General features: G+C 72.6%; 19 protein-coding genes, 3 tRNA genes and 1 pseudogene. 6 read left to right on the top strand and 17 right to left on the bottom strand.

Annotated elements, in window-relative coordinates; translation table 11 throughout:
• The first annotated feature begins 17 nt into the window (after positions 1–17).
• Both ACIPYQ_RS00805 and ACIPYQ_RS00800 read left to right on the top strand, forming a co-directional pair.
• Positions 18–636 (top strand): annotated as a pseudogene (locus ACIPYQ_RS00805) (hypothetical protein).
• Positions 627–700 (top strand) — tRNA-Lys (locus ACIPYQ_RS00800). Before ACIPYQ_RS00805 ends, ACIPYQ_RS00800 begins: the two are co-directional and overlap by 10 nt.
• A gap of 62 nt (positions 701–762) precedes the next feature.
• On the opposite strand, the gene ACIPYQ_RS00795 is transcribed toward ACIPYQ_RS00800, so the two are convergent.
• A complete protein-coding gene (locus ACIPYQ_RS00795) occupies positions 763–1998 on the bottom strand; it encodes a M6 family metalloprotease domain-containing protein (protein ID WP_401244949.1) in 1236 nt (411 codons plus the stop codon).
• A 346-nt stretch (positions 1999–2344) separates the two neighbouring features.
• Between ACIPYQ_RS00795 and ACIPYQ_RS00790 the strand changes: the two genes are divergently transcribed.
• Both ACIPYQ_RS00790 and ACIPYQ_RS00785 read left to right on the top strand, forming a co-directional pair.
• Positions 2345–4216, top strand: a complete 1872-nt coding sequence (locus tag ACIPYQ_RS00790) for a putative bifunctional diguanylate cyclase/phosphodiesterase (protein ID WP_401244947.1) — start codon at positions 2345–2347, stop codon at positions 4214–4216.
• Positions 4217–4341: 125 nt separating this feature from the next.
• A complete protein-coding gene (locus ACIPYQ_RS00785; protein ID WP_401244945.1) occupies positions 4342–4899 on the top strand; it encodes an ALF repeat-containing protein in 558 nt (185 codons plus the stop codon).
• Between the two features lie 58 nt (positions 4900–4957).
• On the opposite strand, the gene ACIPYQ_RS00780 is transcribed toward ACIPYQ_RS00785, so the two are convergent.
• The 4 genes from ACIPYQ_RS00780 to ACIPYQ_RS00765 all read right to left on the bottom strand — a co-directional run bounded on the left by ACIPYQ_RS00780 (position 4958) and on the right by ACIPYQ_RS00765 (position 9250).
• Positions 4958–5194: a DUF397 domain-containing protein gene (locus ACIPYQ_RS00780; protein WP_401244943.1), complete on the bottom strand. Its 237-nt coding sequence runs from the start codon at positions 5192–5194 to the stop codon at positions 4958–4960.
• Entirely contained in the window at positions 5154–6002 is an 849-nt protein-coding gene (locus tag ACIPYQ_RS00775; protein ID WP_401244941.1) for a helix-turn-helix transcriptional regulator, read from the bottom strand. The genes ACIPYQ_RS00780 and ACIPYQ_RS00775 overlap by 41 nt, the downstream gene beginning before the upstream one ends.
• A gap of 155 nt (positions 6003–6157) precedes the next feature.
• Positions 6158–7843: a glycosyl hydrolase family 18 protein gene (locus ACIPYQ_RS00770; protein WP_401244939.1), complete on the bottom strand. Its 1686-nt coding sequence runs from the start codon at positions 7841–7843 to the stop codon at positions 6158–6160.
• A gap of 255 nt (positions 7844–8098) precedes the next feature.
• A complete protein-coding gene (locus ACIPYQ_RS00765; RefSeq protein ID WP_401244937.1) occupies positions 8099–9250 on the bottom strand; it encodes an LLM class flavin-dependent oxidoreductase in 1152 nt (383 codons plus the stop codon).
• Positions 9251–9479: 229 nt separating this feature from the next.
• On the opposite strand from ACIPYQ_RS00765, the gene ACIPYQ_RS00760 reads away from it, so the two are divergent.
• Entirely contained in the window at positions 9480–10238 is a 759-nt protein-coding gene (locus ACIPYQ_RS00760; RefSeq protein ID WP_030718073.1) for an IclR family transcriptional regulator, read from the top strand.
• 91 nt (positions 10239–10329) lie between these two features.
• Here ACIPYQ_RS00760 and ACIPYQ_RS00755 read toward each other — a convergent pair.
• The 7 genes from ACIPYQ_RS00755 to ACIPYQ_RS00725 form a co-directional block, all read right to left on the bottom strand.
• Positions 10330–10403, bottom strand: a tRNA-Lys gene (locus ACIPYQ_RS00755).
• 59 nt (positions 10404–10462) lie between these two features.
• Positions 10463–11158 (bottom strand): response regulator, encoded by a 696-nt coding sequence (locus ACIPYQ_RS00750; protein ID WP_401244935.1) that lies wholly within the window; start codon positions 11156–11158, stop codon positions 10463–10465.
• The gene (locus ACIPYQ_RS00745; RefSeq protein WP_401244933.1) at positions 11101–12438 is read right to left on the bottom strand and encodes a sensor histidine kinase; all 1338 of its coding nucleotides are present in this window, start codon (positions 12436–12438) and stop codon (positions 11101–11103) included. Before ACIPYQ_RS00745 ends, ACIPYQ_RS00750 begins: the two co-directional genes overlap by 58 nt.
• 699 nt (positions 12439–13137) lie before the next feature.
• Entirely contained in the window at positions 13138–14835 is a 1698-nt protein-coding gene (locus ACIPYQ_RS00740; protein WP_401244931.1) for an AMP-binding protein, read from the bottom strand.
• 26 nt (positions 14836–14861) lie between these two features.
• Complete coding sequence (locus tag ACIPYQ_RS00735; protein ID WP_030718064.1) at positions 14862–15455, bottom strand: lytic polysaccharide monooxygenase; 594 nt, start codon at positions 15453–15455, stop codon at positions 14862–14864.
• Between the two features lie 217 nt (positions 15456–15672).
• Positions 15673–17169 (bottom strand): SPFH domain-containing protein, encoded by a 1497-nt coding sequence (locus ACIPYQ_RS00730; protein ID WP_401244929.1) that lies wholly within the window; start codon positions 17167–17169, stop codon positions 15673–15675.
• Between the two features lie 2096 nt (positions 17170–19265).
• Positions 19266–20624, bottom strand: coding sequence for a peptidoglycan-binding protein (locus ACIPYQ_RS00725; RefSeq protein WP_401246072.1), 1359 nt, complete (start codon positions 20622–20624; stop codon positions 19266–19268).
• A 226-nt stretch (positions 20625–20850) separates the two neighbouring features.
• Here ACIPYQ_RS00725 and ACIPYQ_RS00720 point away from each other — a divergent pair.
• A tRNA-Lys gene (locus ACIPYQ_RS00720) sits at positions 20851–20924 on the top strand.
• A gap of 65 nt (positions 20925–20989) precedes the next feature.
• Here ACIPYQ_RS00720 and ACIPYQ_RS00715 read toward each other — a convergent pair.
• The 5 genes from ACIPYQ_RS00715 to ACIPYQ_RS00695 all read right to left on the bottom strand — a co-directional run bounded on the left by ACIPYQ_RS00715 (position 20990) and on the right by ACIPYQ_RS00695 (position 26162).
• The gene (locus tag ACIPYQ_RS00715) at positions 20990–21649 is read right to left on the bottom strand and encodes a class F sortase (protein WP_401244927.1); all 660 of its coding nucleotides are present in this window, start codon (positions 21647–21649) and stop codon (positions 20990–20992) included.
• Positions 21650–21730: 81 nt separating this feature from the next.
• Complete coding sequence (locus ACIPYQ_RS00710) at positions 21731–22339, bottom strand: hypothetical protein (RefSeq protein ID WP_401244925.1); 609 nt, start codon at positions 22337–22339, stop codon at positions 21731–21733.
• 168 nt (positions 22340–22507) lie between these two features.
• On the bottom strand, positions 22508–23287 hold the full coding sequence (locus ACIPYQ_RS00705; RefSeq protein WP_319732742.1) for an HAD-IIA family hydrolase: 780 nt from the start codon (positions 23285–23287) through the stop codon (positions 22508–22510).
• 130 nt (positions 23288–23417) lie between these two features.
• Positions 23418–24947 (bottom strand): alkaline phosphatase family protein, encoded by a 1530-nt coding sequence (locus ACIPYQ_RS00700; RefSeq protein ID WP_401244922.1) that lies wholly within the window; start codon positions 24945–24947, stop codon positions 23418–23420.
• A 132-nt stretch (positions 24948–25079) separates the two neighbouring features.
• On the bottom strand, positions 25080–26162 hold the full coding sequence (locus ACIPYQ_RS00695) for a 2-aminoethylphosphonate ABC transporter substrate-binding protein (protein ID WP_401244920.1): 1083 nt from the start codon (positions 26160–26162) through the stop codon (positions 25080–25082).
• Positions 26163–26252: the final 90 nt, after the last annotated feature.

Genomic DNA, 26252 nt, shown 5'->3' with positions numbered 1-26252 from the left:
CCGGTAGACCTTGGCATATGACGACCCTGACGACGACTCCCGGTTGCACCGCCCTCGACGCGCGGACCGCGCGTACCGCGCCCGCCACCCACGTCACCCGACAGGGCGCCGCCTGGCTCGCCTCCGCCTCCGCCCACCCCGGGAGCACCCTCGCGCGCTGGGAGGCCCGGCCCGGCGTGCCCGCCACACTGCCCTGCGGGAGCGCCTTCGACGTCGTCAACGTTCCGCTCGTCCTCGGGCGCCGCGTCCTGGACCTGCTCTGGGCCGAGGGCCCCGGCTCCGGTCCGGTCGCCGTGCACCGCGGCCGGATGCTGCTCTTCGCCTCCCCCGGCACCGCCCACCGGCTCCCGGCCCTGCTGGCGTGGGAGGAGCGCGGAGGTTCCCGTACCGCCCCGGTGCCCCTGTGCCACGGCCCCGGCGACGCCGTCACCGTGCCGCCGCTGGCCGCCGGCCCCGGCCCCTCCCGATGGCTGGTCGCCCCCGCCGCGCGGACGCCCTGGCTTCCCGGGCCCGAGGCCCTGCTCTGGGCCTTCGTCCGGGCGGCCCGCAGCCCCGCACCGACCGGACCTGGGGATATCGATTTTTCGTTCCGCGGATCCTCCTGCTAATGTCTTCCTCGTCAGCAAGCGCCGCTAGCTCAGTTGGTTAGAGCAGCTGACTCTTAATCAGCGGGTCCGGGGTTCGAGTCCCTGGCGGCGCACAGACAAGAAGAAGGCCCCCACGCAAGTGGGGGCCTCCTTCGTCGCATCCGACGTATCCGGGTCACGTCGTGATCTTCACCGTGTACGCGCCCGACCGGGTCCGGTCCGCCACCTCGATGGTGATCCGCTCCCCCGGCACGGTGTACGTCTCGCCCACCTCCAGCGGTGCGTCCGCCAGCGGCGGGTACACCGAGCGGTCCCAGCACGCCTCCGTGTCCGGATGCGCGTCCATCACCTCGATGGGGCCGCCGCCGGACGCCGCCTCGTTGCGCACCCGGTAGACCAGGACCCCTTCCGTGCAGGTGTCCCCGTCGTTGCCGGCGGAGCCCCGCGCCTCGACGGCGATCGCGCTGCCGGGGCCCGTACGGATCACCGCGAGCCGGGTGCCGCCGGTGCCTCCGCTCGGCGGGGCCTGGGCCAGCGGCTGGAGGGTGTGCAGCGAGGAGCCCGACTGCACGCAGTCCACCTGTGAGCCGTCCAGCCAGCCCAGCTTCCACTTGTGCCAGGCGAAGAGGTCCGGGGCCATCCCGAACTGGCTGCCCATGACGTCCCAGTCGCCCACGTACGTGTCCCAGTCGCCCTTGCCGTCCGTGGGCCGGTGGTAGAGGTCGGGCAGGTCGAAGACGTGGCCGGTCTCGTGGGCCAGCACGTTGCGGTCCGGCGGGTGGCGCTCGAAGACGGTGACGATCCGCCGCAGTTCGGTGCCGTCCGCGACGATCGGGCGGTCGAAGTTGACGACCTTCGTGGCGTCGGAGTCCACCCCGGGCGCGTCCGGGTCGGCGACGAAGTACACGACGTCGTACTTGGCGAAGTCCACCTCGGCGTCGGCGGCCGCGACCGCGTCCCGCAGGTAGGCCGCCCGGTCCCCGGGGGCCCAGTCCCGCCTTATCCCGTACGCGGTCGACGGCTTGGGCATCCGGATCCACTGCTTCTGCGGGTGCGGGACCAGCCGGAACCGCCCGTACGAGGCCTGCTCGAAGAACTCGCTGGTGGCGGGGAAGTAGTCGCCGGTGAGCTCCGAGGTCGTGAGGGTGTTGCGGTGGTCGGGGAAGGAGAGGAAGACCATGACCGCATCGAGCGTGCGCTCGGGCTTGGGGTAGGCGCCGTTCCAGCTGTCCAGGCCCAGCGAGTGGTGCGCACCCGTCCGGGTCAGCACGCAGGGTCCGGCGCCGGTATCGGCCACCGCGGGTCCCGCGACGAGCGACATGGCGGCGAGCGCAGTGAGGGAGGTGAGCGCCGCGGCGGTACTTCGGATGCGGGAACGGTCCACTCCCCCGGGTGTCTGCTGTCGCGCCACATCGACCTCCCGGTGGTGGATTCATGCCTGTTTAGCCACCTTGAGGCGATTGTCTTACTAATGCCCTGTTCCGCTGCCCCACACGAGTGAGCAATGGGGCAAGTCGGTGACCCCCGGACTTCACGCACCTGCCTACAGAACGTCACTACCGGTCACGCGAGATCAGCCAGGGCCTTCGCATGTTCACAGCCGCGCAGAAACGATCAAGCGATCTTGGTCCGACGATCCGTCATCACGCCGAACTCCGGGACTTCACGCGGCGACGCCGCTGGATAGGGCCTCCCGGCAGCCTCTATGATCGGCACACTTTCCTGCACGGACACTCACGAACACTGCGGGGCCAACGGTGAGCGGAACCTCAGAAGGAACCGGTTCGGCGGCCGACAGCATCCGATCGGCCATTACGGAGCGTCACCCGGCAGTGCCGGCAGTGCCGTCGCGCGCCGATGCGGAACGGCGCGACTACCGGGCCGCCTTCAACGCGGCCCACCTCGCCATGGCGGTCGTGGACCGCGACGGCTACGTGGTCGCCGCGAACGAGGCCTTCGCCGGACTGCTCGGCAGCGAGCCGCACGCGCTCGTCCACCAGTGCGCGGCCGACCTCGTCGACCTGGCCGCGGAGGCCCGCACCTGGGCCGCGTACCAGGAGGTGCTCCGCGGCCGGCAGGCCCGGCTGCGCTGCACCCGCCGCCTCAAACACCCCGACGGGCACTCGCTGTGGACCGAGGTCACCCTGGGCCCCGTACCCGGGACCGGGGACGTCCTGCTGTCGGTCTCCGACATCAGCGACCGGCGCGATCTCCAGGCCCGACTGCGCCATCTGCAGATGCACGACCCGGTCACGCGGCTGCCCAACCGGGCGCTCTTCTTCGAGCGGCTCTCCGCCGCCCTGGAGGCCTCCTCGTACGAGCACGGCGGCGGCACCGGCCGGATCGGGCTGTGCTACCTGGACCTGGACGGGTTCAAGGCCGTCAACGACACCCTCGGCCACCGGGTCGGCGACCGGCTGCTGACCGCCGTCGCGGCCCGGCTGACCCAGTGCGCCGACCAGTCCGGGTACGGGCGCACCGGCGGCCACCTGGTCGCCCGGCTCGGCGGCGACGAGTTCGCCCTGCTGGTCGAGGACTCCACCGGCACCGAACAGCTCGCCGACCTGGCCCGGAGCGTACTGGCCGCCGTACAGGAGCCGTTCGACCTGGCCGGACAGCGGCTGTCCGTCTCGGCGTCGATCGGGGTGGTGGAGCGGGCGACGGACGGCACCTCGGCGACCGGCCTGATGCAGGCCGCCGACACGACCCTGTACTGGGCCAAGGCCGACGGCAAGGCCCGCTGGACCCTCTTCGACCCGGAGCGCAACGCACACCGCATGACACGGCAGGCGCTCTCCTCGACGCTGCGGCCGGCGGTGGAGCGCGGGGAGTTCGAGCTGGAGTACCAGCCGCTGGTGGACCTGGAGAGCGGAGTGGTGCGCGGGGTCGAGGCCCTGGTGCGCTGGAACCACCCGCAGTTCGGCACGCTCACGCCGAATCGGTTCATCGGTATCGCGGAAGAGGACGGATCCATCGTCCAGTTGGGACAGTGGGTCCTGCGGACCGCCTGCCGGCAGGCCCGCCGCTGGCAGATCGAGCAGCCCAGCGACGCCCCGGTCTTCGTGTCGGTGAACGTGGCCGTGCGCCAGGTGTGGGACTCCGACCTGGTGGGCGACGTGGCGGAGATCCTCGCCGAGACGGGCCTGGCACCGCAGCTGCTCCAGCTGGAGCTGACCGAATCGGCCGTGATGGGCTCGGCGGGCCGCCCGCTGCAGGCCCTGCAGGCGCTCAGCGACATGGGCGTGCGGATCGCGATCGACGATTTCGGCACCGGCTATTCGAACCTGGCCTACCTCAGCCGGCTGCCGGTCTCCGTGCTGAAGCTGGACGGCTCCTTCGTACGGGGCTTCCGCTACGAGGAGGGCACTCACCCGAACCCGGCCGACGAGACCATCGTCGAGGCCCTGGTCCAGCTCGCGCACCGGCTGGGGCTGACGGTGACCGCGGAGTGCGTGGAGACCGCCGGGCAGGCGGCCCGGCTGCGCCGCGTCGGCTGCGACACCGGGCAGGGCTGGCTGTTCTCGCGCGCGGTGGCTCCGGACGTGATCGCCGGCATGATCGGACGCCAGCCGCCGGCCGCGCCCGACGCACGGCCCGACGGGGCCGCCCCGCAGCCGACGGGCCCCTGAGTGTGAGATACGTCCGGAGGCGGAACCAAACGGCCTAGCCTGGTGGGCAGTTGTCCGCCGCGGGCCCCCTTGTGACGATCTTCATGCTGTCGAGAACCGGACAGTCATCCGATCGAGGGGGAACCATGAAACTGACCCGTGCTGCGCTCGTACTGGCCGCGGGCGCCCTGGCGCCGGCGCTGCTGCTCTCCACCCCGTCCTTTGCCGCCACGCCCGCCGCCGTGCCGGCCGCCGCGTCGGTGGACTCGGACACGGAGAACGCCGTCGCCATCGCCAAGATCCTGGCCGACCCGGCGAGCGGCAAGGCGGTCAAGCGGGAGGCGAACAAGGCCCTCAGCGGCACCCCGGCCGACCGCGTCGCGTTCCTGGCCACCGGCTTCGCCAAGGCCCAGGACGAGGACAACAGGTTCGCCATCGCCAAGATCCTGTTCGCCAACCCGGCCACCGGCAAGGCCGTCAACCGCGAGGCCAACAAGGCCCTGAACGGCACGGCCGCCGACCGGGCGGCCTTCCTCAAGACCGGCCTGCGCCTGGCCCAGGCCGAGGACGACCGCGTGGACGTCGCGCGCATCCTGGCCCGCCCGGGCATCAGCGACGCGCTGCGCGCGGCGGCCGAGAAGGCGCTGAACGGCACGCCGGAGGAGCTGCGGTACTTCATCACGGTCGGCCAGTACCAGGTCTGACCGCCCGCCGGAACCGAAGCGGCAGCCCTCCGGGGAGGGCTGCCGCTTCGGCGTACGGTCAGAGGCTCCGGACGAACGCGGTGAACGCCGCCGGGGCGACCGTGAAGGCGGGGCCGTCGGGGTTCTTGGAGTCCCGGACCGCCACCAGGCCGTCTCCCCCGGTGGTTCCGCTGTACGAAGCCTTGCGCCAGGCGGCGGTGCCGAGGGGGGCGCACTCAACGCAGTCGCCGCCGGTGTTCCCGCTGTAGCTGGACTTACGCCACAGCACGTCGGTCAGGTTCTGGCTGCTCCCCATAACGCTCCTCCATTACCTGCGCGATCAACACCGCCGAGTCCTCTACGGAGAGCGCGGCGGCCTGCAAGTGAGCGTAACGAAGCGCGGCTTCCCTGACCGTGTCGGGGTTGGCCGTCATGTGGCCCGAGATCAGGTCTTCCGTGTAGACGATGTCCGGATCATTGGCGAAGCGCAATCCGTTGAACGACCCGATCAGGCCAGCGTGTTCACCAGCTGCGCAGGGGAGCACCTGGATCTGGACCCACCGGTTCTCATGGAAGCTCAGCAGATGAGCGAGTTGCGCACGCATCACCTGGCGACCGCCTATCGGCCGGTGCAGCACTCCTTCATCGAGCACCACCCAGACCATCGGCGACCTCTCCTGGTGCAGGATCCGATGACGTTCCATTCGAGCTGCGACCAACTCATCCAGCCGTTCCGGCAATCCGGTCGCCAGCACCGCCCGCGCGTACGCCTCCGTCTGGAGGAGTCCGTACACCACCTGCGACTGGTAGGCGGAGATGAACGCGGCCCGGGCCTCCATCTCCGCGTAGGCCTGGAACCACGTGGGGAGCACGCTCCGCAGGACCAGCCCCACCAGGCGGGAGAAGTGGCCGTCCGTGCCCAGTGCCGCGTCCACCCGTTCCGAGAAGTCGCGCGTGGGGACCCTGCGGCCGTTCTCGACCATGCCGATCAGCGAGCCCGTGCAGTAGATGATGTCGCCCAGCTGCGACTGCTTCAGCCCGGCTCCTTCTCTCAGACGGCGCAGCTCATAGCCGTAGTAGTCCAGCGGCGAGGCACTGGGATCGATTTCACGGGCCTGAACCATGCGACGGCACCCCCAAGCGGAAACGAGCTTGTGGCCGAGCGTAGTGGGGTCGACACGGAGAGATGTCCGGAATCCGGCAACCATGTCACACACCTCCGCCCCGCCCCCGGAGAGGGGACAGGGCGGGGTGTCGCTCGGCGCGGGGTGGGGGGAGATCAGCAGGCGCCGAGGTCCTTCCAGACACCCCATTCACCGGTGGTGCCCGGCGTCTCGTTCTGCGTCCACCACTGGGCCTTGTACTTGCGGCCGTTGTGGGAGACCTCGTTGCCGGCGGTGTAGACGGTGCCCGCGACGTACGCCGGGGTCGAGCCGCAGCCCGTGGTCGGCGGGGTCGTCGGAGGCGTGGTCGGCGGCGTCGTGGGCGGAGTGGTCGGCGGCGTGGTCGGCGGGACCGTGGTGCCGCCCAGCGCGTCCGAGATCTGGTTCAGCAGCGTGGTGTTGTTGTCCAGGCCGAGCAGGGAGTACATCATCGCTCCGGCCAGGCCGCGCTGCTTGCCGTAGTCGACCCGGGCCTGGATGGACTTCTGGCTCAGGCCGGTGAAGAACTCGCCGTCCTTGTAGAAGTACGAGGCCTTGGCCTGGTCGTCCCAGAAGGTGCTCGCCGGGTTGTCGACGATGCCGCCGAGCTCCTTGTAGTTGGCGATGCCGGCCTGCTGGCTGGTGGGCCGGGCGGCCGAGGCGCCGGTGGCGGACTGGGCGAGGCCGCCCGCGGTCCCGGCGGGGACTCCCTTCCAGCCGCGGTAGTAGAACTCGTAGCCCAGGGTCAGCTTGTTGGCGGGGAAGCCGCCGGTGATGCCGTAGGCCGGGTTGCCGTCGATCCAGGAGTCGACGGCGTTGTCGATGCTGTACTTCTGGGTGCCCGGCGCGATCGGGTCGGTCGGGTCGTTGGCGCCGGAGTACAGCGGGGACTGGTGGTACGTCGGCCCGTCGCCGTCCCAGGCGCCGTGCATGTCGTACGTCATGATGTTGGCGTAGTCCAAGTACTGGCCGATCTTGTCGGTCTCGATGTACTTGATCTTGTCCTGGCCGGCCGGGAGGGCCGAGGTCAGCAGGAACTTCTTGCCGCCGTTGGCCGCGCCGTAGGCGTCGAGCTGGGTGCGGAACTCCTTGAGCAGGAGCGTGAAGTTCTGCTTGTCCTCGGGGGCGTAGTGGTTGCCGAGGTGGCCGCCGGACGAGCCCGGGTACTCCCAGTCGATGTCGATGCCGTCGAAGATGCCGGCGGCGACGCCCTGGCCGCCGTAGCCGCCCTCGACCGGCAGGTTGCCCTTGATGTACTGGTCGATGCAGGAGGACACGAGCTTCTTGCGGGAGGCGTCGGTCTTCGCCGCGTCGCTGAAGTACTTCGAGTAGGTCCAGCCGCCCAGCGAGATGTTGATCTTCAGGTGCGGATACTTGGCCTTCAGCTGCTTGAACTGGTTGAAGACGCCGACGATCGGCTGGTCCCACTTGTCGGCGACCCCGCTGACGCTGTCCGCCGCGCTGAAGGACTTCTGGTAGTCGGCGTACGAGTCGCCCGCGCCGTCACCGGCGTTGGGGTTGTTGTCGTCGCCCGCCGCCTTGTTCGCCTCGAAACAGGTGAGTTCGGTGGGGTGGATGTTGCCGAACGAGTAGTTGATGACGTCCAGCTTGCCCGCTATGCCGCGGGTGTCGAGGTGCTTGGGGTAGAAGGCGTTCCCGTACACGCTCCACTGGTCGTAGTAGGCGATGCGGACACCGCCGGCCGCGGCGGCGGTTCCGGCGCCGGCGGCCTGGGCCGTGCCGAGTCCCGCGAAGGAGGCAAGCGCTCCGGCTGCCAGCGCGGCCGTTGCGGCGGCCGCGATGAGGGGTTTACGGATGTGCATGAACTGCCTCCGGGGGGCTGGGAGGAGAGAGCAAGAGGTTCGGGTGAGAGAAGTGATAGCGATCACTCCAGCCCCGCGTCAATGGTTCGGACCAAAGAAGGACTAGACCACTCCGACGCTATTTCCCCAAGTCAGAGACCTGAGCGCACATCAGAAACCGCTCGCCACCCCGGGTGACGAGCGGTTTAAGGCTGCCTTGAGACATCCCCCCGCAAGGTTTCGTCAACAAACCAGCCAAACCCCGTTTGCACAGGGTCAGTCGGCCTCCGGCGCCTGCACGGGCATGCCGTACGCATCTGCGACGAGCTCGTACGAACGCAACCGGGCGGCCCCGCTGTGGGCGTTGGCGGTGAGCATCAGCTCGTCCGCGCCCGTCCGCTTGGCGAGGTCGTCCAGTCCGGTGCGGACCTCGTCGGGGGTGCCGTGGACGATGTTCGCGAGCCAGCCGTTCACGAACTCCCGCTCCGCCGGGGAGAAGGGGTACGCCGCCGCCTCCTCGGGGGTAGGGACCAGTCCGGGGCGCCCGGTGCGCAGCCGCAGCATCGACAGCGCGCCCGTGAGCACCTGGGCGCGGGCCTCCGCGTCGGTGTCGGCGGCCAGCGCCGAGACCCCGATGACGGCGTACGGGGCGTCCAGGACGGCCGAGGGGCGGAAGCTCTGCCGGTAGAGGTCGAGCGCGGGCAGGGTGCCGGCCGCCGAGAAGTGGTGGGCGTAGGCGAAGGGCAGGCCGAGCTCGCCGGCGAGCCGGGCGCTGAAGCCGGAGGAGCCGAGCAGCCACAGCGGCGGCCGCCCGGCGGGGCCCTGCACCGGGCCCGGTACGGCGTGCACGCGGGTGTACGGGTGCCCGTCCGGGAAGTCGTCGTCGAGGAAGCGGGTGAGCTCCATGAGCTGCCGGGGGAAGTCGTCCGCGGCCTCGTCGAGGCGCCCGGCCCCGCGCAGGGCGGCGGCCGTACGGCCGTCGGTGCCCGGGGCCCGGCCGAGCCCGAGGTCGATCCGGCCCGGGGCGAGCGCCTCCAGGGTGCCGAACTGCTCGGCGATGGCGAGCGGGGCGTGGTTGGGCAGCATGACCCCGCCCGAACCGAGCCGTATGCGGGAGGTGTGCGCGGCGAGGTGGGCCAGGATCACGGCCGGCGAGGAACTGGCGACGCCGGGCATGGAGTGGTGTTCGGCCACCCAGTGGCGGTGGTAGCCGCGGGACTCGGCCAGCCGGGAGATGGCCACGCTGGTGCGCAGGGACGCGTGGGCGGTGCTGCCGGCGCCGACGGTGACGAGGTCCAGGACCGAGAGCGGTACGGCTGCCGTGCCGTGGGCGACGCCCCGGACGTTGCCGGCCCTGAAGTCCCCGCCGTCCTTGCCGTCCTTGCCGTCCCTGCCGTGCTGTCCATGTGCGCCACCGGTGTCACTCATCGTCGCTCCCGTCCCGCCGTGTCGTCCGTACGAAGAATTCGAACCGTGGAGGGTGTCCGGGCATTCCCGGCGGACACGGGCATGGCGCATGACCATGGCATATGCCAGTGGAGTAGATCCAGGCCGAGAGGCGTGATCGAGCCATCAATCTCATCAACAGGCGCTCCACATGGGCCTCTTGATGGCTATCGTGGTAGGGCAAGCGGTAACAACCTGCTAGGGGGAAACCGTGGCGCTGAAGCCCGAGCCGACCGCGCCGTTCCACTCGGTGCAGTACGCACTACGCGTACTCGAAACGATCGCACGGCACACCGGTGGTGTGACCGACGTGCAGATCGCGCGTGAGACCGGCCTGCCCGCCGTCCATCTCGCTCCGATGCTGCTCATGCTGCGCCGGGAGGGATATGTCCTGCAGGTCTCCGACGGCGCCTACGCCATAGGGGACTCCCTCGTCCTGCTCGGCTCGGGCATCGACCGGCAGCAGGCGCTCACGGACAAGCTCCAGGAGACCCTGGACCGGCTGCGCGACTCGGTCGGCGCGGCCGTCTACATCAGCCGGTACGTGGACGGCGAGGTCAGGATCACGCAGTTCGCGGACAGCCCCCGCACCCCGAAGGTGCACGAGTGGGTCGACTTCCGCTCCGCCGCGCACGCCAGCGCGGTCGGCAAGTGCCTGCTCACGCAGCTGGACCTGAACGGGCGGCGCGACCACCTGTCCCGGCACAAGATCGCCCGGCTCACGTCGAAGACGATCGTGAACGAGCGGATCCTGTTCTCCAAGCTGGACGCCCAGCCGGCCACCGTGCCGATGCTGGACCTGCAGGAGTACGCCGTGGGCACGGTCTGCGCGGCGGTCCCGATCACCGCCGGAGCCTCGGTGGGCTGCCTGGCCCTGTCGATGCCGGTCGAGCACGCGCACCGGCTGCGCGCCGCGGCGGACACCCTGAACCGGAAGGCCGCGCCGCTGCTGCTGTCGCTCACGCTCTAGGCGTCTCGGCGGTCTTGTCAGGAGAGGCCGGAAGAGGCCGGAAAACACTTCGGGCGGTTCCCGGTGAACCGGAAACCGCCCGAAGGACAGGTGCGCCGCCAGGGACTCGAACCCCGGACCCGCTGATTAAGAGTCAGCTGCTCTAACCAACTGAGCTAGCGGCGCCTGCTGACAGAGAAAATACTACCTGGTCCTCAGGGGTGCTCAAAACCAATAGACCGGCCCTAGGCGCGGAGGTAGGCGAGGACCGCCAGGACCCGGCGGTGGGTCTCCTCGGCGGGCGGCAGGTCGAGCTTGTGCAGGATGTTCCCGATGTGTTTGCCGACGGCCGCCTCGGAGACCACCAGATCGCGGGCGATGGCCCCGTTCGACTTCCCCTCCGCCACCAGGCCCAGCACCTCCCGCTCGCGCGGGGTCAGCGCGGCGAGCGGGTCGCGCCGCCGGCGCAGGAGCTGGCGCACGACCTCGGGGTCCACCACCGTGCCGCCGCCGGCGACCGTGACCACGGCGTCGAGGAACTGCTGCACCTGCCCCACCCGGTCCTTGAGGAGGTAGCCGACGCCGCTGCCGTCGCCGGAGTCCAGCAGGTCGGCGGCGTACGAGCGCTGCACGTACTGGCTGAGCACCAGCACCGGCAGGCCGGGACGCGCCGCCCGCAGCTCCACGGCCGCGCGCAGTCCGTCATCGGTGAGGCCCGGGGGCATCCGTACGTCGGTGACGACGATGTCCGGGTCGTGGGCGGCGACCGCGGTACGCAGCTCCTCCGCGTCCCCGACGGCGGCCGCCACCTGGTGGCCGAAACGCGTCAGCAGGCCGACGAGCCCCTCGCGGAGCAGGACCCCGTCCTCGGCGAGGACGATCCTCAGGGCCTGCGCGTGGGGCTGCACGTTGGGCTGCGCGTTGGGCTGCTCACCGGGCACGGGATCTCCAGGCTCAGGACGGTCGGCCCGCCGGGCGGGCTGGTGATCGTCAGTGTGCCATCGAGGACCGCGATCCGGTCGGCCAGTCCGGTCAGCCCGGACCCGGCCGCCGGATCCGCTCCGCCGCGCCCGTCGTCCCGTACGTCGATCAGCAGCACGGCGCCGGTGTGCCGGGCGGAGACGGCGGCGCGGGCGGCTCCGCTGTGCTTGCCGATGTTGGCGAGGGCCTCGCAGACGCCGAAGTAGGCGGCGGCCTCGACGGACGCGGGCAGCCGGGGCAGGCCGGTGCCCAGGCCGGTGCCCAGGTGGGTGTCGACGGGGACGGCCGAACGCTCGGCGACGTCGGCGAGCGCGCCGGTCAGGCCGTAGTCGGTGAGGACCTGGGGGTGGATGCCGTGGATCAGCTCGCGCAGTTCGCCGAGCACCTTGCCGGCCTCGTCGTGGGCGGTGGCGAGCTGGTCCGCGAGCGGGCCCGGGGGCGCGTCCAGGCGGGCGAGGCCGAGGGTCATCGTGAGGGCGACGAGCCGCTGCTGGGCCCCGTCGTGGAGATCGCGCTCGATCCGGCGCCGCTCGGCCTCGAAGGCGTCGACGAGACGCGCCCGGGAGCGGGTGACCTCGGTGAGCTGGACCCGGAGCTCGCGCTCGCGGGGGGCGAGCAGGGCGCGGGTGAGGGCGGCGCGGGCGCCGGCGAGGGCGCCGAGCGGGTAGAGGAGGGCGGGGAGGAGCACGGCCCCGGCGGCGGCGATGGCGAAGGCGGGCGGGTAGGAGGTGACCAGCCAGAGCTTGAGCACCTTGACCTCGCCGTCGTCGGAGAGGGCGAGCTGGAGGGGAGTGGTGAGCAGGAGGACGGGCAGGCCGAGGAGGGTCCCGACGGCGACGAGGTCGACCCACCAGAGCAGGAAGCCGTGCAGGACGGCGTAGCCGAGCTCGCGCCAGGTGGCCTGCTCGCGGTAGCGCAGCCCGGCCCAGGCGAGGAGGCCGGGCTCGGGGGGCGTGCGGTGGGGGGTGGCGGCGGGATCGCCGTCGACCCAGCGCAGGCGGCGGCGCTCGACGGCGGCGGTGGGGAGGCCGGCGAGACCGAGCAGGGCGAGGAGCGGCAGGCCGATGGCGACGGGGCCGAGGGCTGCGCCGGCGGTGGCGAGGAGGACGAGGGCGAGGAGGACGGGGATGCCGGTGAGGGTGCTGCCGGCGAGGTAGCCTGCGGCTCGCCAGGGCCAGGGCGAGCGGAGGTAGTGGGCGCGGGCCAAGGCCTGCCAAGTGCTGCGCGGGGCATCGTCCATAGCCGCACGCTAACCGCGCCCCACCCACCTGAACCATGGCCCCAGGGGGCGTCGGGGGGTATCCCTGGCCCTACCCGGCCCGCCCCAACTGCCCGCGACCGCGCGGCCGAGCGGTCACGTGCCCCCGCAGCGCGAAGCCTTGACCCGAGCCGGTACGGATCCCGCTGCGCGGGGCCTTGCGGCCGAGCCGGTGCGGGTGTCGCTGCGCGGGCCTTGCGGCCGAGCCGGTGCGGGTGTCGCTGCGCGGGCCTTGCGGCCGAGCCGGTGCGGGTGTCGCTGGACCGGAGCCGGACGCCGGGCCGGGTGGGGGGCCGCTGCGCGGGGCCTCTCTCCCCGCCCCGCCCTTTCGCCGTTTCTCCCGGGCGCTGCCCGGACCCGCGCCTCAAACGCCGGCGAGGCTGGATTTGGCTGGGGCCGCCTCCCCCCGCGCGCGTCAAAGCCCTGTGGCTCCGCCCCCGACTCCGTCTCCTTCCAGCCCTGCCGGGCAGAATCCAGCCTCGCCGCACCGTCCAGCCTCGCCGGCGTTTGAGGCGCGGGGTTCGGGGCGGAGCCCCGGTGCTTCGATCCCGCCGGGCCACCTGACCAACCGGTCTCGCGTGGCCAATCCAGCCCGCCGGCGTTTGAGGCGATCTTTCAGCCCCGCCGGCGTTTGAGGCGCGGGGGTCTGGGGGCTGGCACCCAGCGGCGGTGGGGCGGGGGCTAGCGGTGCAGGAGGTCCGCTCGGCCGTGGGACTCGTACGTCGCGAGGAGGGTGGTCAGGTCGGCCTCGGTGAGGAGGGCGTAGGTGCCGGTCGGGGTTCGGTGCCAGATCGGGTCGGGGCAGCGGAAGGCGGCTCGGCGGAGGGAGACCCGGTGGATCTTGTTCGTGGCCGTGACCGGCATGGCCGGCAGGATGCGGACGTAGCGGGGGGACATCTTCGTGCCCAGGTCCGGCTGTGCGGAGAGGAAGGACTCGAAGGCGGAGGGGGAGAACGCCGCGCCCTCCCGGAGGGACACCGCGGCCATGACTTGGTCTCCGGCGACCTCGTCCGGGACCCCGTAGACGGCGACCGCCGCCGCGTCGTCCCAGCGGGCCAGGATGTTCTCGATCACCGCCGCGGCGAGGTTCTCGCTGTCGACCCGCAGCCGGTCGTCCGTACGGCCCGCGAAGTACAGGAAGCCCGCCGCGTCGCGGAAGAAGAGGTCTCCCGTCCAGTACCAGCCGTCCCGGGTGCGGTCGGCCTCCGCGGCCGGGTTGCGCCAGTAGCCCTCGAACAGGCTGCGGCCCCGGTTGACCAGTTCGCCGATGGCGGCGGAGCCGTTGAGCAGGCGCCCGTCCGGGGACAGGAGCGCGGGCGGGCATTCCGCGCCCGTCTCCGGGTCGATCACCGCCAGGTCGTCCCCCGCGCCCGCCCGGCCCAGCGCGCCCGGCGGGGTGTCCGGGGTGCTCCCCCAGCTACCGCTGGGAGGTGCCCCCATGACCGAGGCGCCGCCCTCGGTGGCGCCGTAGCCCTCCACCAGCCGCACCCCGAACCGCTCCGCGAAGCGCGCCGCGTCCACCGCCCCGGCCTCGGTGCCGAAGCCGAGCCGCAGGCTGTGGGTGCGGTCGTCGGGGCGGGGCTCGGTGGCCAGGAGGTACTGGACCGCCCGGCCGACGTAGGTGAAGTAGGTGGCCCCGTACGCCCGTACGTCGTCCAGGAACGCGGAGGCCGAGAAGCGCCGGCGCAGCGCCACCGCGGCCCCGCCGACGAGCGCGGGGAGCCAGTCGGCGATGACGGCGTTGCCGTGGAAGAGCGGCATGCAGATGTAGTGGACGTCGTCCGGGGTGACGGAGAACTGGCGGGCCAGTGCCGAGCCGGCCGCGGCCAGCCGGCCCTGGGTGCAGATGGCGGCCTTGGGGGCGCCGGTGGAGCCGGAGGTGAAGTAGAGGAGGAGGCGCGAGTCGGGGGCGGGGGTGCCGAGGGCCGCCTCGCCGGGCTTGGCGGCGGCGTAGGGGGCGAGCAGGGCCTCGTACTCCTCGGTGCCGGTGACGAGGATGCGTACGCCCGGCAGGTCCAGCCCGCGCAGCAGCGGCAGGTGGGCGCGCTCGGTGATCAGGACCCGGCAGTCGGTGTGCAGGATGTCGCGGGCCAGCTCGGGGCCGCGCCGGGTGGGGTTGATCCCGGCGACGGCGGCCCCGGCCAGGGCCGCCGCGCCGAGCCAGAACGGGAACTCGGGGGTGTTGTCGAGCAGTACCCCGAGGTGCGGCTCGGCCCCCGGAGGCATGAGGTCGACGAGGAGCGCGGCGCGCGCGGCGGCCTCCTGGGCGGTCCGGTGGTGGGTGAGGACACCGCCCTCGTGTTTCAGCCCGGGCCGGTGGTCGCCCCATTGGCGCGCTATGAGCTCCGCGACGGTTTCGGGTGCAGTCGTCGTCCGCATGCCGCCGGAGGGTAGCTGACGTTCCGTCAGAATTGAACGTCGGAGCAGGCGTAGAAGGCCATTGGGGTGTCGTTGACGGTCCAGACGGCCAGGATCAGGTGCCGGCCGCTCTTGCCGCTCGGCATGGCTCCCTGGTGGACGGTGGTCATGGCGGGGCGGGCGCCGTTGTAGGCGACGGTGAGGAAGGGCTGGGGTTCGAGGTCGGCACGGGTGAGGGCCTTGGTGCCGGTCCAGCCGTTCTTGGTGACGTAGTACTTGAAGTCGGTGGTGGAGTGGTTGGCGGTGAACTGCCACCGGAAGGCGTAGCTCTGCCCGCTGGTCACCTTGGTGGTGGGCCAGGCGCCACCGCGCGGGTTGTCGAGCTCGGCGAACTGCGAGAGCCCGCCGGAACATATCTTGCCGTCGGCGGGGCCGGCGGCCGGGAAGCCCTTGAAGCCCTCGACGCTCTGCGGCTCCCACTGGATCGCGCCGCAGTCGGAGACGGTCTTGTTGGCGCAGAGCTTCTGGCGGCTGATGGGGGTGTCGGTGTAGCCGTGGCTGCTGGCGCTGGGGGCGCCGATGAGGGTGATTCCGGCGACGAGGCCGAGGCCGAGCGCGGCGACGCCGGCCCGTCCGGGCATGCGGACGTTACGCATGATGCTCCTTGAACGTGGGGGGAGTTCGACGAGAGCGCGCGCGCTGCGTGTGCGTGTACGTGTGGGGATTCAGGTCTAGACCAAGTCCCAGATTATTGACGAGAGTTGGCCATGTCCATACCAATGGGAGAACGGGTGGTCCGGTTGCTTCCGGCCACCCGTTCTCATCGTGCTCGTCGTCCTCGCCGTGGCGCTCGGAGCGTTACTCGGGGCGCCCCGTGTAGAAGGCGACCGTGAGGTCCTTCACCAGGGCCTTGCGCTCGTAGTCGTCGAGCTCGACCAGCCCGCGCGAGGTCAGCCGGTGGACGGTGTCGTCGACGGCGTCCACGACCGAAGTCAGCACGGTGTCCCGGTGCTTGGCGTCGATCGCCGCGACCCGGCGGCGGCGCATGGCCTCGGCGACCTCGGCCGCGTACTCGATCCGGGTCGGCTGGGCCGAGAACACCTCGATCCCGACGGCCTCGGTTTCGGCCGCCACCATCCGCGTCAGCGCGTCGCCGACCGCCTCGGCGTCCCGAAGGGTCGGGGCGTCCTCGTGGAAGGCGTCGGCGGGGAGCTGGGACAGCACGCGGGCCATGGCCGATTCGACCTGCTCGGCGAGGTACTCCGTGTGGTCCTCGACGGCGAGCGTGGCCCGGGCCGTGTCCTTGACCTGCCAGACGACCTGCACGACGACCTGGAGGGCGAGGCCGCCGGAGTCCACGGCGGGCATGGGTTCGCTGCGCCAGTGCCGCAGGCGTACGTCGACCCGGCGGCGCAGGAGGAGGGGGCTGACCCAGGTCAGGCCGGTACGGCGGACCGTGCCGCGGTAGCGGCCGAAGAGGGTGAGCACCCAGGCGTGGCCGGTGCGGGCCCGGCCGAGACCGCCGAGGGCGACGAGGGCGACGATGCCGAGGAAGGCGAGCGGGGGCCAGTGGGTGGCGCGCAGGCCCTGGTAGGCGCGGGGGGTCGCGCCGAAGGCGGCCACGAAGGGGGCGGGGACGGCCCCGGCCCGCCAGAGCACGGCCGTGCAGCCGGCGAGTGCGAGGCCGCCGACGGCCACACCGACCCAGCCGGGCAGCACCGGACCGCGGTGCTCCCGGAGGCGGTCGTCGCCACGGGGGACCCGGCGGCCGGGGGCGGGCCGGGGGGCGGCCTGTGACCGGCCGGGCCGCCGGGTGGCGGGCGCGGGCATCGGCTTCGGTTCGGCGCGGAAGGGGAGGTGCACCGGGACCTCGGTGACCGAGGTACCGCGGCGGGGCGGGAGGCCGGGCAGGTCCCGGGACCCGTCCTCCTCCAGGCCGCGCGCCACCGCCTGGGCGACGATCTCGGCGACGCCGGGCCCGGGCGCGTCCGCGGGGCCGGTCTCGGGCTCGGTCTCGGGCTCGGACTCGACGGCCCGCAGGCTCAGGGTGGCCACGCCGGCCTGGGCCTCCGCGTCCTGCGGGTGCGGGATCTCCGGGGCCGCGGCGGCCGCCACCGGCTCGGGCTCGGACTCGGCCCGCGCCGCCGGCACCTCGCACCCGAGCGGGGGCACCGGCACCGGGGCCGCGGCCCGGCCGGACGAGGTCTCGGCGGGGTCCCCCGCCCCGGCCTCCTCCCGCGGCGCGCCCACGGCGGCGGACGCCGGGTGCGAGCGGGGCGCGGCCGACCCGAACGAGCCCGAGGCCACTGCCTCGGCCTCCGCCGCCCATCCCGGGTGCTCGCGCGGCGCGTCCACTGCCGCACCGGAATCCGGGCGCGGCGCGGCCACGGCCACGGCCGAGCCGTGCGAGACCGCAGCCCCGGCCTCCGCCGCCCACGCCGGGTCCGGGCGCCCCGCGACCGGCGCCGTACGGGAATCCGGGCCGGCGACCGGCTCCCGCCCTGCGGGCCACGCGGGGCGGGCATGCGATGCGGACGCGGATACGCCCGCGGGGGCGAGAGCGGGCTCCGGCGCCACCCGCCCCGCGTGGGAGCGAGGCCCTTCCGGAGCCGTACGGGACGCCGGGCGGGATGCGGATGCGCCCGCAGGAGCGGACGCGGGCTGCGGCTCGGCCGTCCACTCGCGGTGGGAGCGTGGCGCGGACGCGGCCGTCCGGGCATCCGGGCGGGACGCGGCTGCGGCTGCGGCTGCGGCTGCGGCTGCGGGAGCAAGTGCCGGCTCCGGAGCCACCCGCCCCGGGTGGGAGCGCGGCGCTTCCGGAGCCACGCGGGAATCCGAGCGGGACGCGGAAACGACCGCAGGAGCGGGCTCGGCCGCCCATCCCGGGTGGGAGCGCGCTGTTTCCGGGGCGGTCCCGGACTCCTGGCGGGACGCGGACGCGGGCACCGGCTCGGCCGCCCACTCCGGGTGGGAGCGTGGCGCTTCCGCAGCCGTCCGGGACGCCGAATCGGCCGCAGGAGCGGGCTCGGCAGCCCACCCCGCGTGGGAACGCGGCGCCTCCGGGGCCGACCGGGCATCCGGGCGGGGCGCGGGCGCCGGTCCGGCCGGCGTGCCCGGGCCGGGCCGGCCTTGGGCAGCGGCGGACGCCGTACGGGCATCCGCGTCGGCCGGGCGGGTCTGCGGGCCGGACGCTGATACCGGGTCCGGGCGGGACTCGGACGCGGGAGCGGGCTGCGCGGCGCGGGCGGGTGCCGGCTCCGCAACCGCCCACGCGGGGTTCGCGCGCCCCGCAACCGAAGCCGTACGGGCATTCGGGGCGGCGACGGGCTCCGCCGGGCGGGCATGCGGCGCGGACGGTGCCGACGCGGATGCGGGCTCCGGCTCCACCCGCCCAGGGTGGGAGCGCCCCGCTTCCGGAGCCATACGGGAATCCTGGCGGAGCGCCGAGACGGACGTGGGAGCGGGCTCGGCAGCCCACTCCGGGTGGGAGCGCCGCGCTTCCGGAGCCACGCGGGATTCCTGGCGGGACGCGGATGCGGGAGCAGGCGCGGGCTCCGGGTGGGAGCGCCCTGCTTCCGGGGCCGTCCGGGAATCCTGGAGGGACGCCGAAACGGACGCAGGCTCGGGCTCGGTCGCCCACCCCGGGTGGGAGCTCCGCGCTTCCGGAGCCACGCGGGATTCCTGGCGGGACGCGGATGCGGGAGCAGGCGCGGGCTCCGGGTGGGAGCGCCCTGCTTCCGGGGCCGTCCGGGAATCCTGGAGGGACGCCGAAACGGACGCAGGCTCGGGCTCGGTCGCCCACCCCGGGTGGGAGCTCCGCGCTTCCGGAGCCACGCGGGATTCCTGGCGGGACGCGGAAACCGCCGCGGGACCGGGCTCCGCCGCCCGCCCCGCGTGGGAACGCGGCGCTTCCGGAGCCGTGCGGGCATCCCGGCGGGACGCCGAAACGGACGCAGGCTCGGGCTCGGTCGCCCACCCCGGGTGGGAGCGCGGGGCTTCCGGGGCCATACGGGAATCCCGGCGGAGCGCCGAGACGGACGTGGGAGCGGGCTCCGCCGCCCACCCCCGGTGGGAGCGCGGGGCTTCCGGAGCCGTCCGGGAATCCTGCCGGGACGCCGAGACGGACGTGGGAGCGGGCTCCGCCGCCCACCCCCGGTGGGAGCGCGGGGCTTCCGGAGCCGTCCGGGAATCCTGCCGGGACGCCGAGACGGGCACGGGAGCGGGCTCCGCCGGCCACCCCGGGTGGGAGCGCGGGGCTTCCGGGGCCGTGCGGGAATTCTGGTGGGCGGGTGTCGGTGCGGGCGGGGCCGATCGGACGGGGCCGGCCGGGGCCACGGCGGGGTCCGGCGGTGCCGTCCGTGTCGGGTGGGGGGGTGGGGCGGGTGTCGTCGGCGGTACGCGGAGGGTGCCCGTCGTCGAGGTGGTGCGCGTGGGGAACATCGTTACCTCCGTCATGCGAACAGCCGGCGCCAGGTTTCCGGGCCCGGGTAGCCGTTGGCCGAGGCGCCGCGCCAGCCCTGCGCGCGCTGGAAGGCCTCGACGTTGCGGCGGTCGGCCTCACCCCAGCGGGGGCCCGGGCCGGACGTGTAGTACTTGCCGAAGCCCTTCTTGAGCAGCTGCCGGCCGAGGGCCTCGACGGCCGCGTGGGACTGGCCCGGGCGGAACACCGCGGACCCCGGGAAGGCCCGTACTCCGCCCGGTCCCGGCGCCGCGCCCACCAGCGGCGGGATGTCGGCGCCCTGCTTGTCGACGAGCAGGCGCCAGGTGTGCGCGCCGGGGATGCCGTCGGCGTCCGCGCCCGACCAGCCCTGTGCGCGCTGGAAGGCCTGGGTGGCCAGCTTGTCGTGGTCGCTCCACGTCCGGTCCGCCACCCCCTTGGGGTAGAAGCGGTACGCGCCGCGCTCGATCAGCATCCGGCCCAGTTGCTCCACGGAGTCGTTCGCGGCGCCCGGGGCGAACTTGTCCGCGCCCGGGAAGGTCTTTGCGGCGTCGCCCGGCTTCGGGCCCGCCGCCGGCGGTTCGGGGGCGGGCACGGCGCCCGGGACCTCCGGAACGATCCCGCCCGTCACCCCGTTGAACCGGTACGGGACGTACTTGTCCGCGTTGCTCCAGTACCCGTAGGGCGTGGCCAGCTTCCGCGTGTTGGGGCGCGTCTGCTCGTAGGCGACGTAGTGGTTGCGCGTCTCGTCGACCCAGCCGCCGAAGATGACCACGTGCGAGCCGTTGTTGGGGTCCGCCGGGTTGTGGAAGAGCAGCATGTCCCCCGGCAGCAGCTCGTCCTTGGTGATCTTCGTGGCGAATTTGTCGAGGCTGCCGGTCCACTCGTTCGAGCCGAGGTTCCAGGCCATGGAGACGTAGCCCGAGCAGTCCTGCCGGTAGCCGTCCGTGAAGTACGTGGACATGCTGTACGGAACCTGCGCGTCCAGCCACAGCTTCGCCCGGTTGATGATCGTCGTGCGGTCGATCCGCTTCACGGCGCCGGGCTTGGCGGGGGATCCGGGCCGGCCGACCGGGCCGCCCTTCGGGCCGTGCAGCGGGGTCCGGCCGCCCTGGGGGGAGCCGGGGTCGTCCAGGGCCACCGGACCGGTGACCGGGGTGGTCACGGCCACCGCGGCCGTGCCGCCGCCGCCGAGGACCACTCCCGCGGCGGTGGCCAGGACCAGCGCCCGCCGGGCCCCGCGGGCCGCGGGGTGACCCCCGTCCCGCAGCGGTATGGCCCGCGCGCGGGCGAGGGAGCGGCGGCGCTGGGCGCATCCCCGGCACACGCAGTCGCCCGCGGGCTCGTACTCCTCGAAAGCGGGCATCGGCATCTGCACATGCGTCGGAGGCTGCGTCGTCATGCGGAACCGTCCACTCCCCTGCTCGTCCCCTGCTCGTCCACTGGTCGGCCGGGCCCACATCTGATAAAGCATCAGATGTGCACGGCGCAGACATATCGTGCACGATAAACCCCTCAAACATGGGTTAATCGGACAAGGCGGGCGTGGCTGGTCACGAGCACCCGCGGAGGTGGGGTAGAGTTTTCCCTGTCAGCAAGCGCCGCTAGCTCAGTTGGTTAGAGCAGCTGACTCTTAATCAGCGGGTCCGGGGTTCGAGTCCCTGGCGGCGCACAGACGGAGGAAGCCCCTCGCAGCGAAAGCTGCGGGGGGCTTCTTCGTTTCTCGGTGGACCAGGGTCAGACCGGCGTGCCCTGGCGGGCCGCCACGCCCGTCAGGTAGGCGGAGACCACCACGTTCGCCGTGTACTCCTTGGCCGCCTTGTCGTAGGTGCCCCCGCAGGTCACGAGCCTCAGCTCGGCCCGGCCCCGGACCCGCGGGCCGTACGCCTCGTGCGCGTCGAAGGCCGCGCGCTCGTAGACCCGTACGTCCTCGATCGTGAACTCGGCGACCGATCCGTCCGCCCGCACCACCCGCACCTTGTCACCCGGCTGCACCGTGCTCAGGCCATAGAACACCGCCGGCTTGGAGCGGGTGTCCACGTGCCCCACCATCAGCGCCGTCCCGGCCGTCCCCGGCTGGACGCCCTTGCCCCACCAGCCCACCGTGCCCGGGCTGTCGTACGGGGGCGGTTCGAGCGCGCCGTCCTTGTCCAGGCCCCGGGCGATCACCGGGGCCTGGATGCCTATGGAGGGCACGTCGACGCGCTGGGGCAGGGCCGCGGCGAGCGGGGCGTGCGCGGCCGGCAGTCCCAGGCCCACCGCCCCGCCGGCCGGGCCGGTGGGCGGGGCGGGCGCCACGGTGAGCTGGCGGCCCCACAGCCACAGGCCGAGCACCAGCACGGACCAGGCGGCGAAGGTCAGCAGCCGGCCGCCGGCGGAAGCCCTGACCTCACTCATCCGGCCCCCGCTCGTCCACCGTCCGGCCCCGGGTCATCCACGGCTCGCCTCATCCACCGCTCCCCTCGTCCGCCGTTCGTCTCACTCGCCGCTGCGGCGGCGGCGCAGGGCCAGGGCCCGGCCCGCGACGGCCAGGGTGGCGACCGCGGCCAGGATGGCGCCGACCACCGTGTGCGGCAGGCTCGGGCCGTCGTCGTCGTGGTTCTTCTTGGCCGCCGCCGCGACCGGCTTGCCCGCCTCCGCGAGCTCGGCGGACATGCCGCCGCCGCCCGCGTGGACCGGCCAGACCGGTGAGGCGTGGTGGGAGGGGTGGCGGTACGGGGCGATCTGGACGGAGCCGCTGACCTTGTCGTGGCCGTCGCACGTCACCCGGATGGAGTGCCAGCCGGGCGAGGCGTGCGAGCTGATCATCGCCTCGCCGTAGAGCGGGCTGCGGCCGCCGTCGCGGCCGTAGAGGTCGACGTCCGCGACGAAGGCGGCGGACTTGGCCCGCCCCCTGGTGCCGTCACATCCGTTGACGCGCAGCTTGACCTGCGCTCCGGGGTGGGCCGGGTCCGGGTCGACCGCGATGCTGCCGCGGTCGCCGCGGTCCTCCTCGCCCGCGAGGGCGGTGGGCGCGGTCACCGCGGAGAACGCCGCCAGGGCGACGGACACGGCGGCGGCGCGGAGAGCGATCGGGACACTGCGCATGGTGAACCTCCTCGTCAAGGAGATTCACGCGCGGCGCGCCGCTCCGCATCCGGAACGGCGCCGTACGTGTCAGCCGTACGCCTCAAACGCGGTGCGCCCCGTCGGCGGTACGCGCCGCATGCGATGCATACGCCGTATGCGCTGTATACGCCGTATGCGCCGTACGTCTCAGACGAGGTCGACCAGATCCGCGATCGAGTCGACCGTCTTGGTCGGGCGGTACGGGAACTTCTCGGTGTCCGCGATCGAGGTGAGGCCGGTGAGGACGAGGAAGGTCTGCATGCCCGCCTCCAGCCCGGCCAGCACGTCGGTGTCCATCCGGTCGCCGATCATCGCGCTGGTCTCCGAGTGCGCGCCGATCGCGTTCAGGCCGGTGCGCATCATCAGCGGGTTGGGCTTGCCGGCGAAGTACGGCTTCTTGCCGGTCGCCTTGGTGATCAGTGCGGCGACCGCGCCGGTGGCCGGGAGCGGGCCCTCGGTGGAGGGGCCGGTCTCGTCGGGGTTGGTGCAGATGAAGCGGGCGCCCGCGTTGATCAGGCGGACCGCCTTCGTCATCGCCTCGAAGCTGTACGTCCGGGTCTCGCCCAGGACCACGTAGTCGGGCTCGTGGTCGGTCAGGATGTAGCCGATGTCGTGCAGGGCGGTGGTCAGGCCCGCCTCGCCGATCACGTACGCGGTGCCGCCCGGGCGCTGGTCGTCGAGGAACTTCGCGGTGGCCAGCGCGGAGGTCCAGATGTTCTCGACGGGCACGTCCAGACCCATGCGGGACAGGCGGGCCTGGAGGTCGCGGGGGGTGTAGATGGAGTTGTTCGTCAGGACCAGGAAGGGCTTGCCGGACTCGCGCAGCCGCTTGATGAAGGCATCGGCGCCGGGGATCGGGGTGCCCTCGTGGATGAGGACCCCGTCCATGTCGGTGAGCCAGGATTCGATCGGCTTGCGCTCTGCCACTGGACTGTTCTCCGCTCTCTGCGACCGGTGAGGACCGGCCACTGACCTCTGATCTCTGGTCTGTACCACCCTATCGGGGCCGGGCCGTGGACGCTTCGGCCGTCCACAGCCCGGACCACGAGGGCCTGGATCAGCTCAGGCGGACGTTGTCGACGGTCCAGTACCAGTTGTTGTTCCCGCTGTAGCGGAAGCGGATCTGGACGTCGGTGGCGCCGGCCGGGACCTGGAGCGCGAGGGACTCGGCCTTGGCGACGGCGTCGGCGGTGTAGGACTTCACGACGGTCGGGGCGCCGCCGTTGTAGGAGACCAGGACCTGGGCGCTCTGACCCGCCTCCTGGCGGTAGTGCGTCTGGAAGGTCAGGGTGCGCGTGCTGCCGCCGGTGACCGCCCACTTCGGGGTGATCAGGGTGGAGTCGAAGGTGCCCGTGTGGCTCTTGTCGTCCCACTCGTCGGAGTCGGCGACGGCGAAGACGTCACGGGAGCGGACGTTCAGCTCGCGCCACTGGTCGCGCTGCGCCTGGCTCCAGAACTCGTCGGTCGCGAAGGCCCAGCCGGCCCACTCGGTGACACCGCCGGTGCCCATCCGGGAGTTGTCGACGGACCAGCCCGCGGGCGGGGTCCGAGTGAAGCCCTTGGTGCCGGCCGGGATGCCCGTCTCGTCCACGCGCGCCTGGAGGTTCGGGCGCAGGGTGTCGAAGGGGTCGTCGTCCGGGGCGTTCAGCGGGACCCCGTCGATGCCGGGGGCGGCGACGCCGACCTGGGCGAGCGCGGTCGCGGCCACGTCGACCAGCTTCACGTCGTCGCGGACCGAACCGGCCGGGATGCCCGCGCCCTTGGCGATGACGAAGGTGCCGCGCTCCTGGATGGTCGAGCCGCCGTGGCCGCCGGAGTTGGTGTGGCCGTGGTCGGTGCCGACCAGGACCTTCCAGTTCTCCTGGGCGTACGTCGGGCGGTTCTGGACGGCGGTGAGGAGCTGGCCGACCAGGGCGTCGACGCGGGCGATGGTGTCGAGGTACTGCTGGCTGGCGGCGCCGTAGGAGTGGCCGGCCGCGTCGATCTCGCCGAGGTAGACGAAGGCGGCGTCGGGGTTCTGGTCGCGCAGCTCGGCGGCGGCCGCGGCGGCGATCTTCGGGTCCTCGTTGCGGTAGCCGTCGCGGTCGCCCTTGAGGGAGAGGCGCTTGTCGACCTTGGCGGAGAAGATCGGGCCGTTCTGGTCGGTGGAGGTGATGGGCTCCCAGTCGGCGGCCGCGTACGTGTTGAGCGCCGGCTTGGCGTTCTCGATGCGGGTCAGGAAGTCCGGGTAGGCGGTGTAGTTCTTGCCGGTGAAGGAGTTGTCCTTCACGCCGTGCTTGTCGGGCCAGACTCCGGTGGCGATGGTGGACCAGCCGGGGCCCGAGGAGGTGGCGCCCATCGGGTTCGCGTAGAGGGTGCTGCGGGCGGTGAGGCCCTGGGCCATCAGGCCTTGCAGGTTCGGCGCGTTGGCGGCCTTGACGCGGTCCAGGACCGCGCCGTCGAGGCCGATGACGAGGACCTTGTCGGTGCCGGCGGCGGCCACGGCCTCGTCGGCGGTGGCGGCGTGTGCGCCGAGGGCGGTGGCGAGCAGGGCGGTGGCGGTGGCGGCCACGGCGAGGGTGCGTCCGGCGGGGACAGCAGTGGTCACGAACTCCTCCGGGAGTGATCGTGGGAAGGCGCGGGGGACGTGCGCCGGGTCCGGACCGAAGGTGCGGTCCTCGGTCCAGACCCGTTATGCAACGGTCACTCTGCTGGCCGTGGGTGGCCAGGAAGTAACCGGTCAGCTTCCGGTTGCCGACTTCCACGCGTCGACGTAGCCGGTGAGGTTCTTGTCGATGTCGGCCCAGTCCGGCTCGAAGATCTCCACGCCTCCCATGATCTTGGTGAGCTCGACCGCGTTGGCGTCGGTCGGCTTGACGTCGGTGCGCGCCGGGAAGCCGCCGCCGACCTCGCTGACCAGCTTCTGGGCCTCCTCCCCGAGGAGGTGGTCGAGGAGCTTCTTGCCGTTCTCGGAGTGCGGGGCCTTGGCGACCAGGCCGGCCGCGTAGGGCAGGGCGAAGCTGGTGGGCTTGCCGCCGTCCTTCGCCGGGAACCAGATGCCCAGGTTCGGCATGGACTTGGACTGCGCGAAGTTCATCTGGACGTCGCCGTTGGCCACGAACAGCTCGCCCTTGTCCGTCTTCGGCGCGAGCTTGCTGGTGGAGGAGGACGGGCCCACGTTGTTGGCCTGGAGCTTCTTCAGGTACTCCATCGCCGGCTCCTTGCCGCCGAAGTCGTGCATCGCCTTGATGAGGACGGCGGTGCCGTCGCCCGCGACGCCCGGGGTGGAGTACTGCAGCTTGCCCTTGTACTTGGCGTCGAGCAGCTCCTCCCAGGTCTTGGGGGCTTCGGGGAGCTCCTTCTTGTTGTGGATGAAGCCGAAGTAGTTCTTGACGACCGAGGTCCACTTGCCGTCGGGCGCCTTGTCCGCGCCGTTGACCTTGTCGGAGCCCTGCGGCTCGTAGGCCTGGAGCAGGCCCTTGCCGTCGGCCTGCTGGATGAACGGCGGCAGCGTGATCAGCACGTCGGCCTGGGTGTTGGTCTTCTCGCGGACGGCGCGCTGCACCATCTCGCCCGAGCCGCCCTCGACGTACTTGACCTCGATGCCGGTCTTCTTGGTGAAGTCGGCGAAGACCTTGTCGTACCAGCCGTCGCCCTTCTCGCTCTTGAGGCCGTCGGCGCTGTAGACGGTGACGACCTTCTCGCCGCCCTGGGAGTCTGCGGAGCCGGCGGAGGAGGAACCGCCGCAGGCGGTGAGGGAGGCGGTGAGGGCGAGGCTGCCGACGAGGGCGGCGGCGCTGCGGAGCAGGAGCTTGCTGGGCATGGAACTTCCTTACGGGGAAAGGGAGTCAGCGGGGAATCAGCGGGATCTGCGGGGGGGGTATGGGGGCTGCGGGGGCTGCGGGACCGGCTG

Origin of the sequence: Streptomyces sp. NPDC090045, from assembly GCF_044747975.1 — a bacterium.
Taxonomy (GTDB): domain Bacteria; phylum Actinomycetota; class Actinomycetes; order Streptomycetales; family Streptomycetaceae; genus Streptomyces.
Note: the sequence above shows the minus strand (reverse complement) of the source record. Positions and strands in the feature narration are given on the sequence as shown.

Coding starts and splice junctions, on each gene's coding strand:
- ACIPYQ_RS00785 (WP_401244945.1), top strand. CDS start 4,342: ATGAAACTGACCCGTGCTGCGCTCGTACTGGCCGCGGGCGCCCTGGCG.
- ACIPYQ_RS00780 (WP_401244943.1), bottom strand. CDS start 5,194: ATGGGGAGCAGCCAGAACCTGACCGACGTGCTGTGGCGTAAGTCCAGC.
- ACIPYQ_RS00775 (WP_401244941.1), bottom strand. CDS start 6,002: ATGGTTCAGGCCCGTGAAATCGATCCCAGTGCCTCGCCGCTGGACTAC.
- ACIPYQ_RS00770 (WP_401244939.1), bottom strand. CDS start 7,843: ATGCACATCCGTAAACCCCTCATCGCGGCCGCCGCAACGGCCGCGCTG.
- ACIPYQ_RS00765 (WP_401244937.1), bottom strand. CDS start 9,250: ATGAGTGACACCGGTGGCGCACATGGACAGCACGGCAGGGACGGCAAG.
- ACIPYQ_RS00745 (WP_401244933.1), bottom strand. CDS start 12,438: ATGGACGATGCCCCGCGCAGCACTTGGCAGGCCTTGGCCCGCGCCCAC.
- ACIPYQ_RS00740 (WP_401244931.1), bottom strand. CDS start 14,835: ATGCGGACGACGACTGCACCCGAAACCGTCGCGGAGCTCATAGCGCGC.
- ACIPYQ_RS00735 (WP_030718064.1), bottom strand. CDS start 15,455: ATGCCCGGACGGGCCGGCGTCGCCGCGCTCGGCCTCGGCCTCGTCGCC.
- ACIPYQ_RS00725 (WP_401246072.1), bottom strand. CDS start 20,624: ATGCCGATGCCCGCTTTCGAGGAGTACGAGCCCGCGGGCGACTGCGTG.
- ACIPYQ_RS00715 (WP_401244927.1), bottom strand. CDS start 21,649: ATGAGTGAGGTCAGGGCTTCCGCCGGCGGCCGGCTGCTGACCTTCGCC.
- ACIPYQ_RS00710 (WP_401244925.1), bottom strand. CDS start 22,339: ATGCGCAGTGTCCCGATCGCTCTCCGCGCCGCCGCCGTGTCCGTCGCC.
- ACIPYQ_RS00695 (WP_401244920.1), bottom strand. CDS start 26,162: ATGCCCAGCAAGCTCCTGCTCCGCAGCGCCGCCGCCCTCGTCGGCAGC.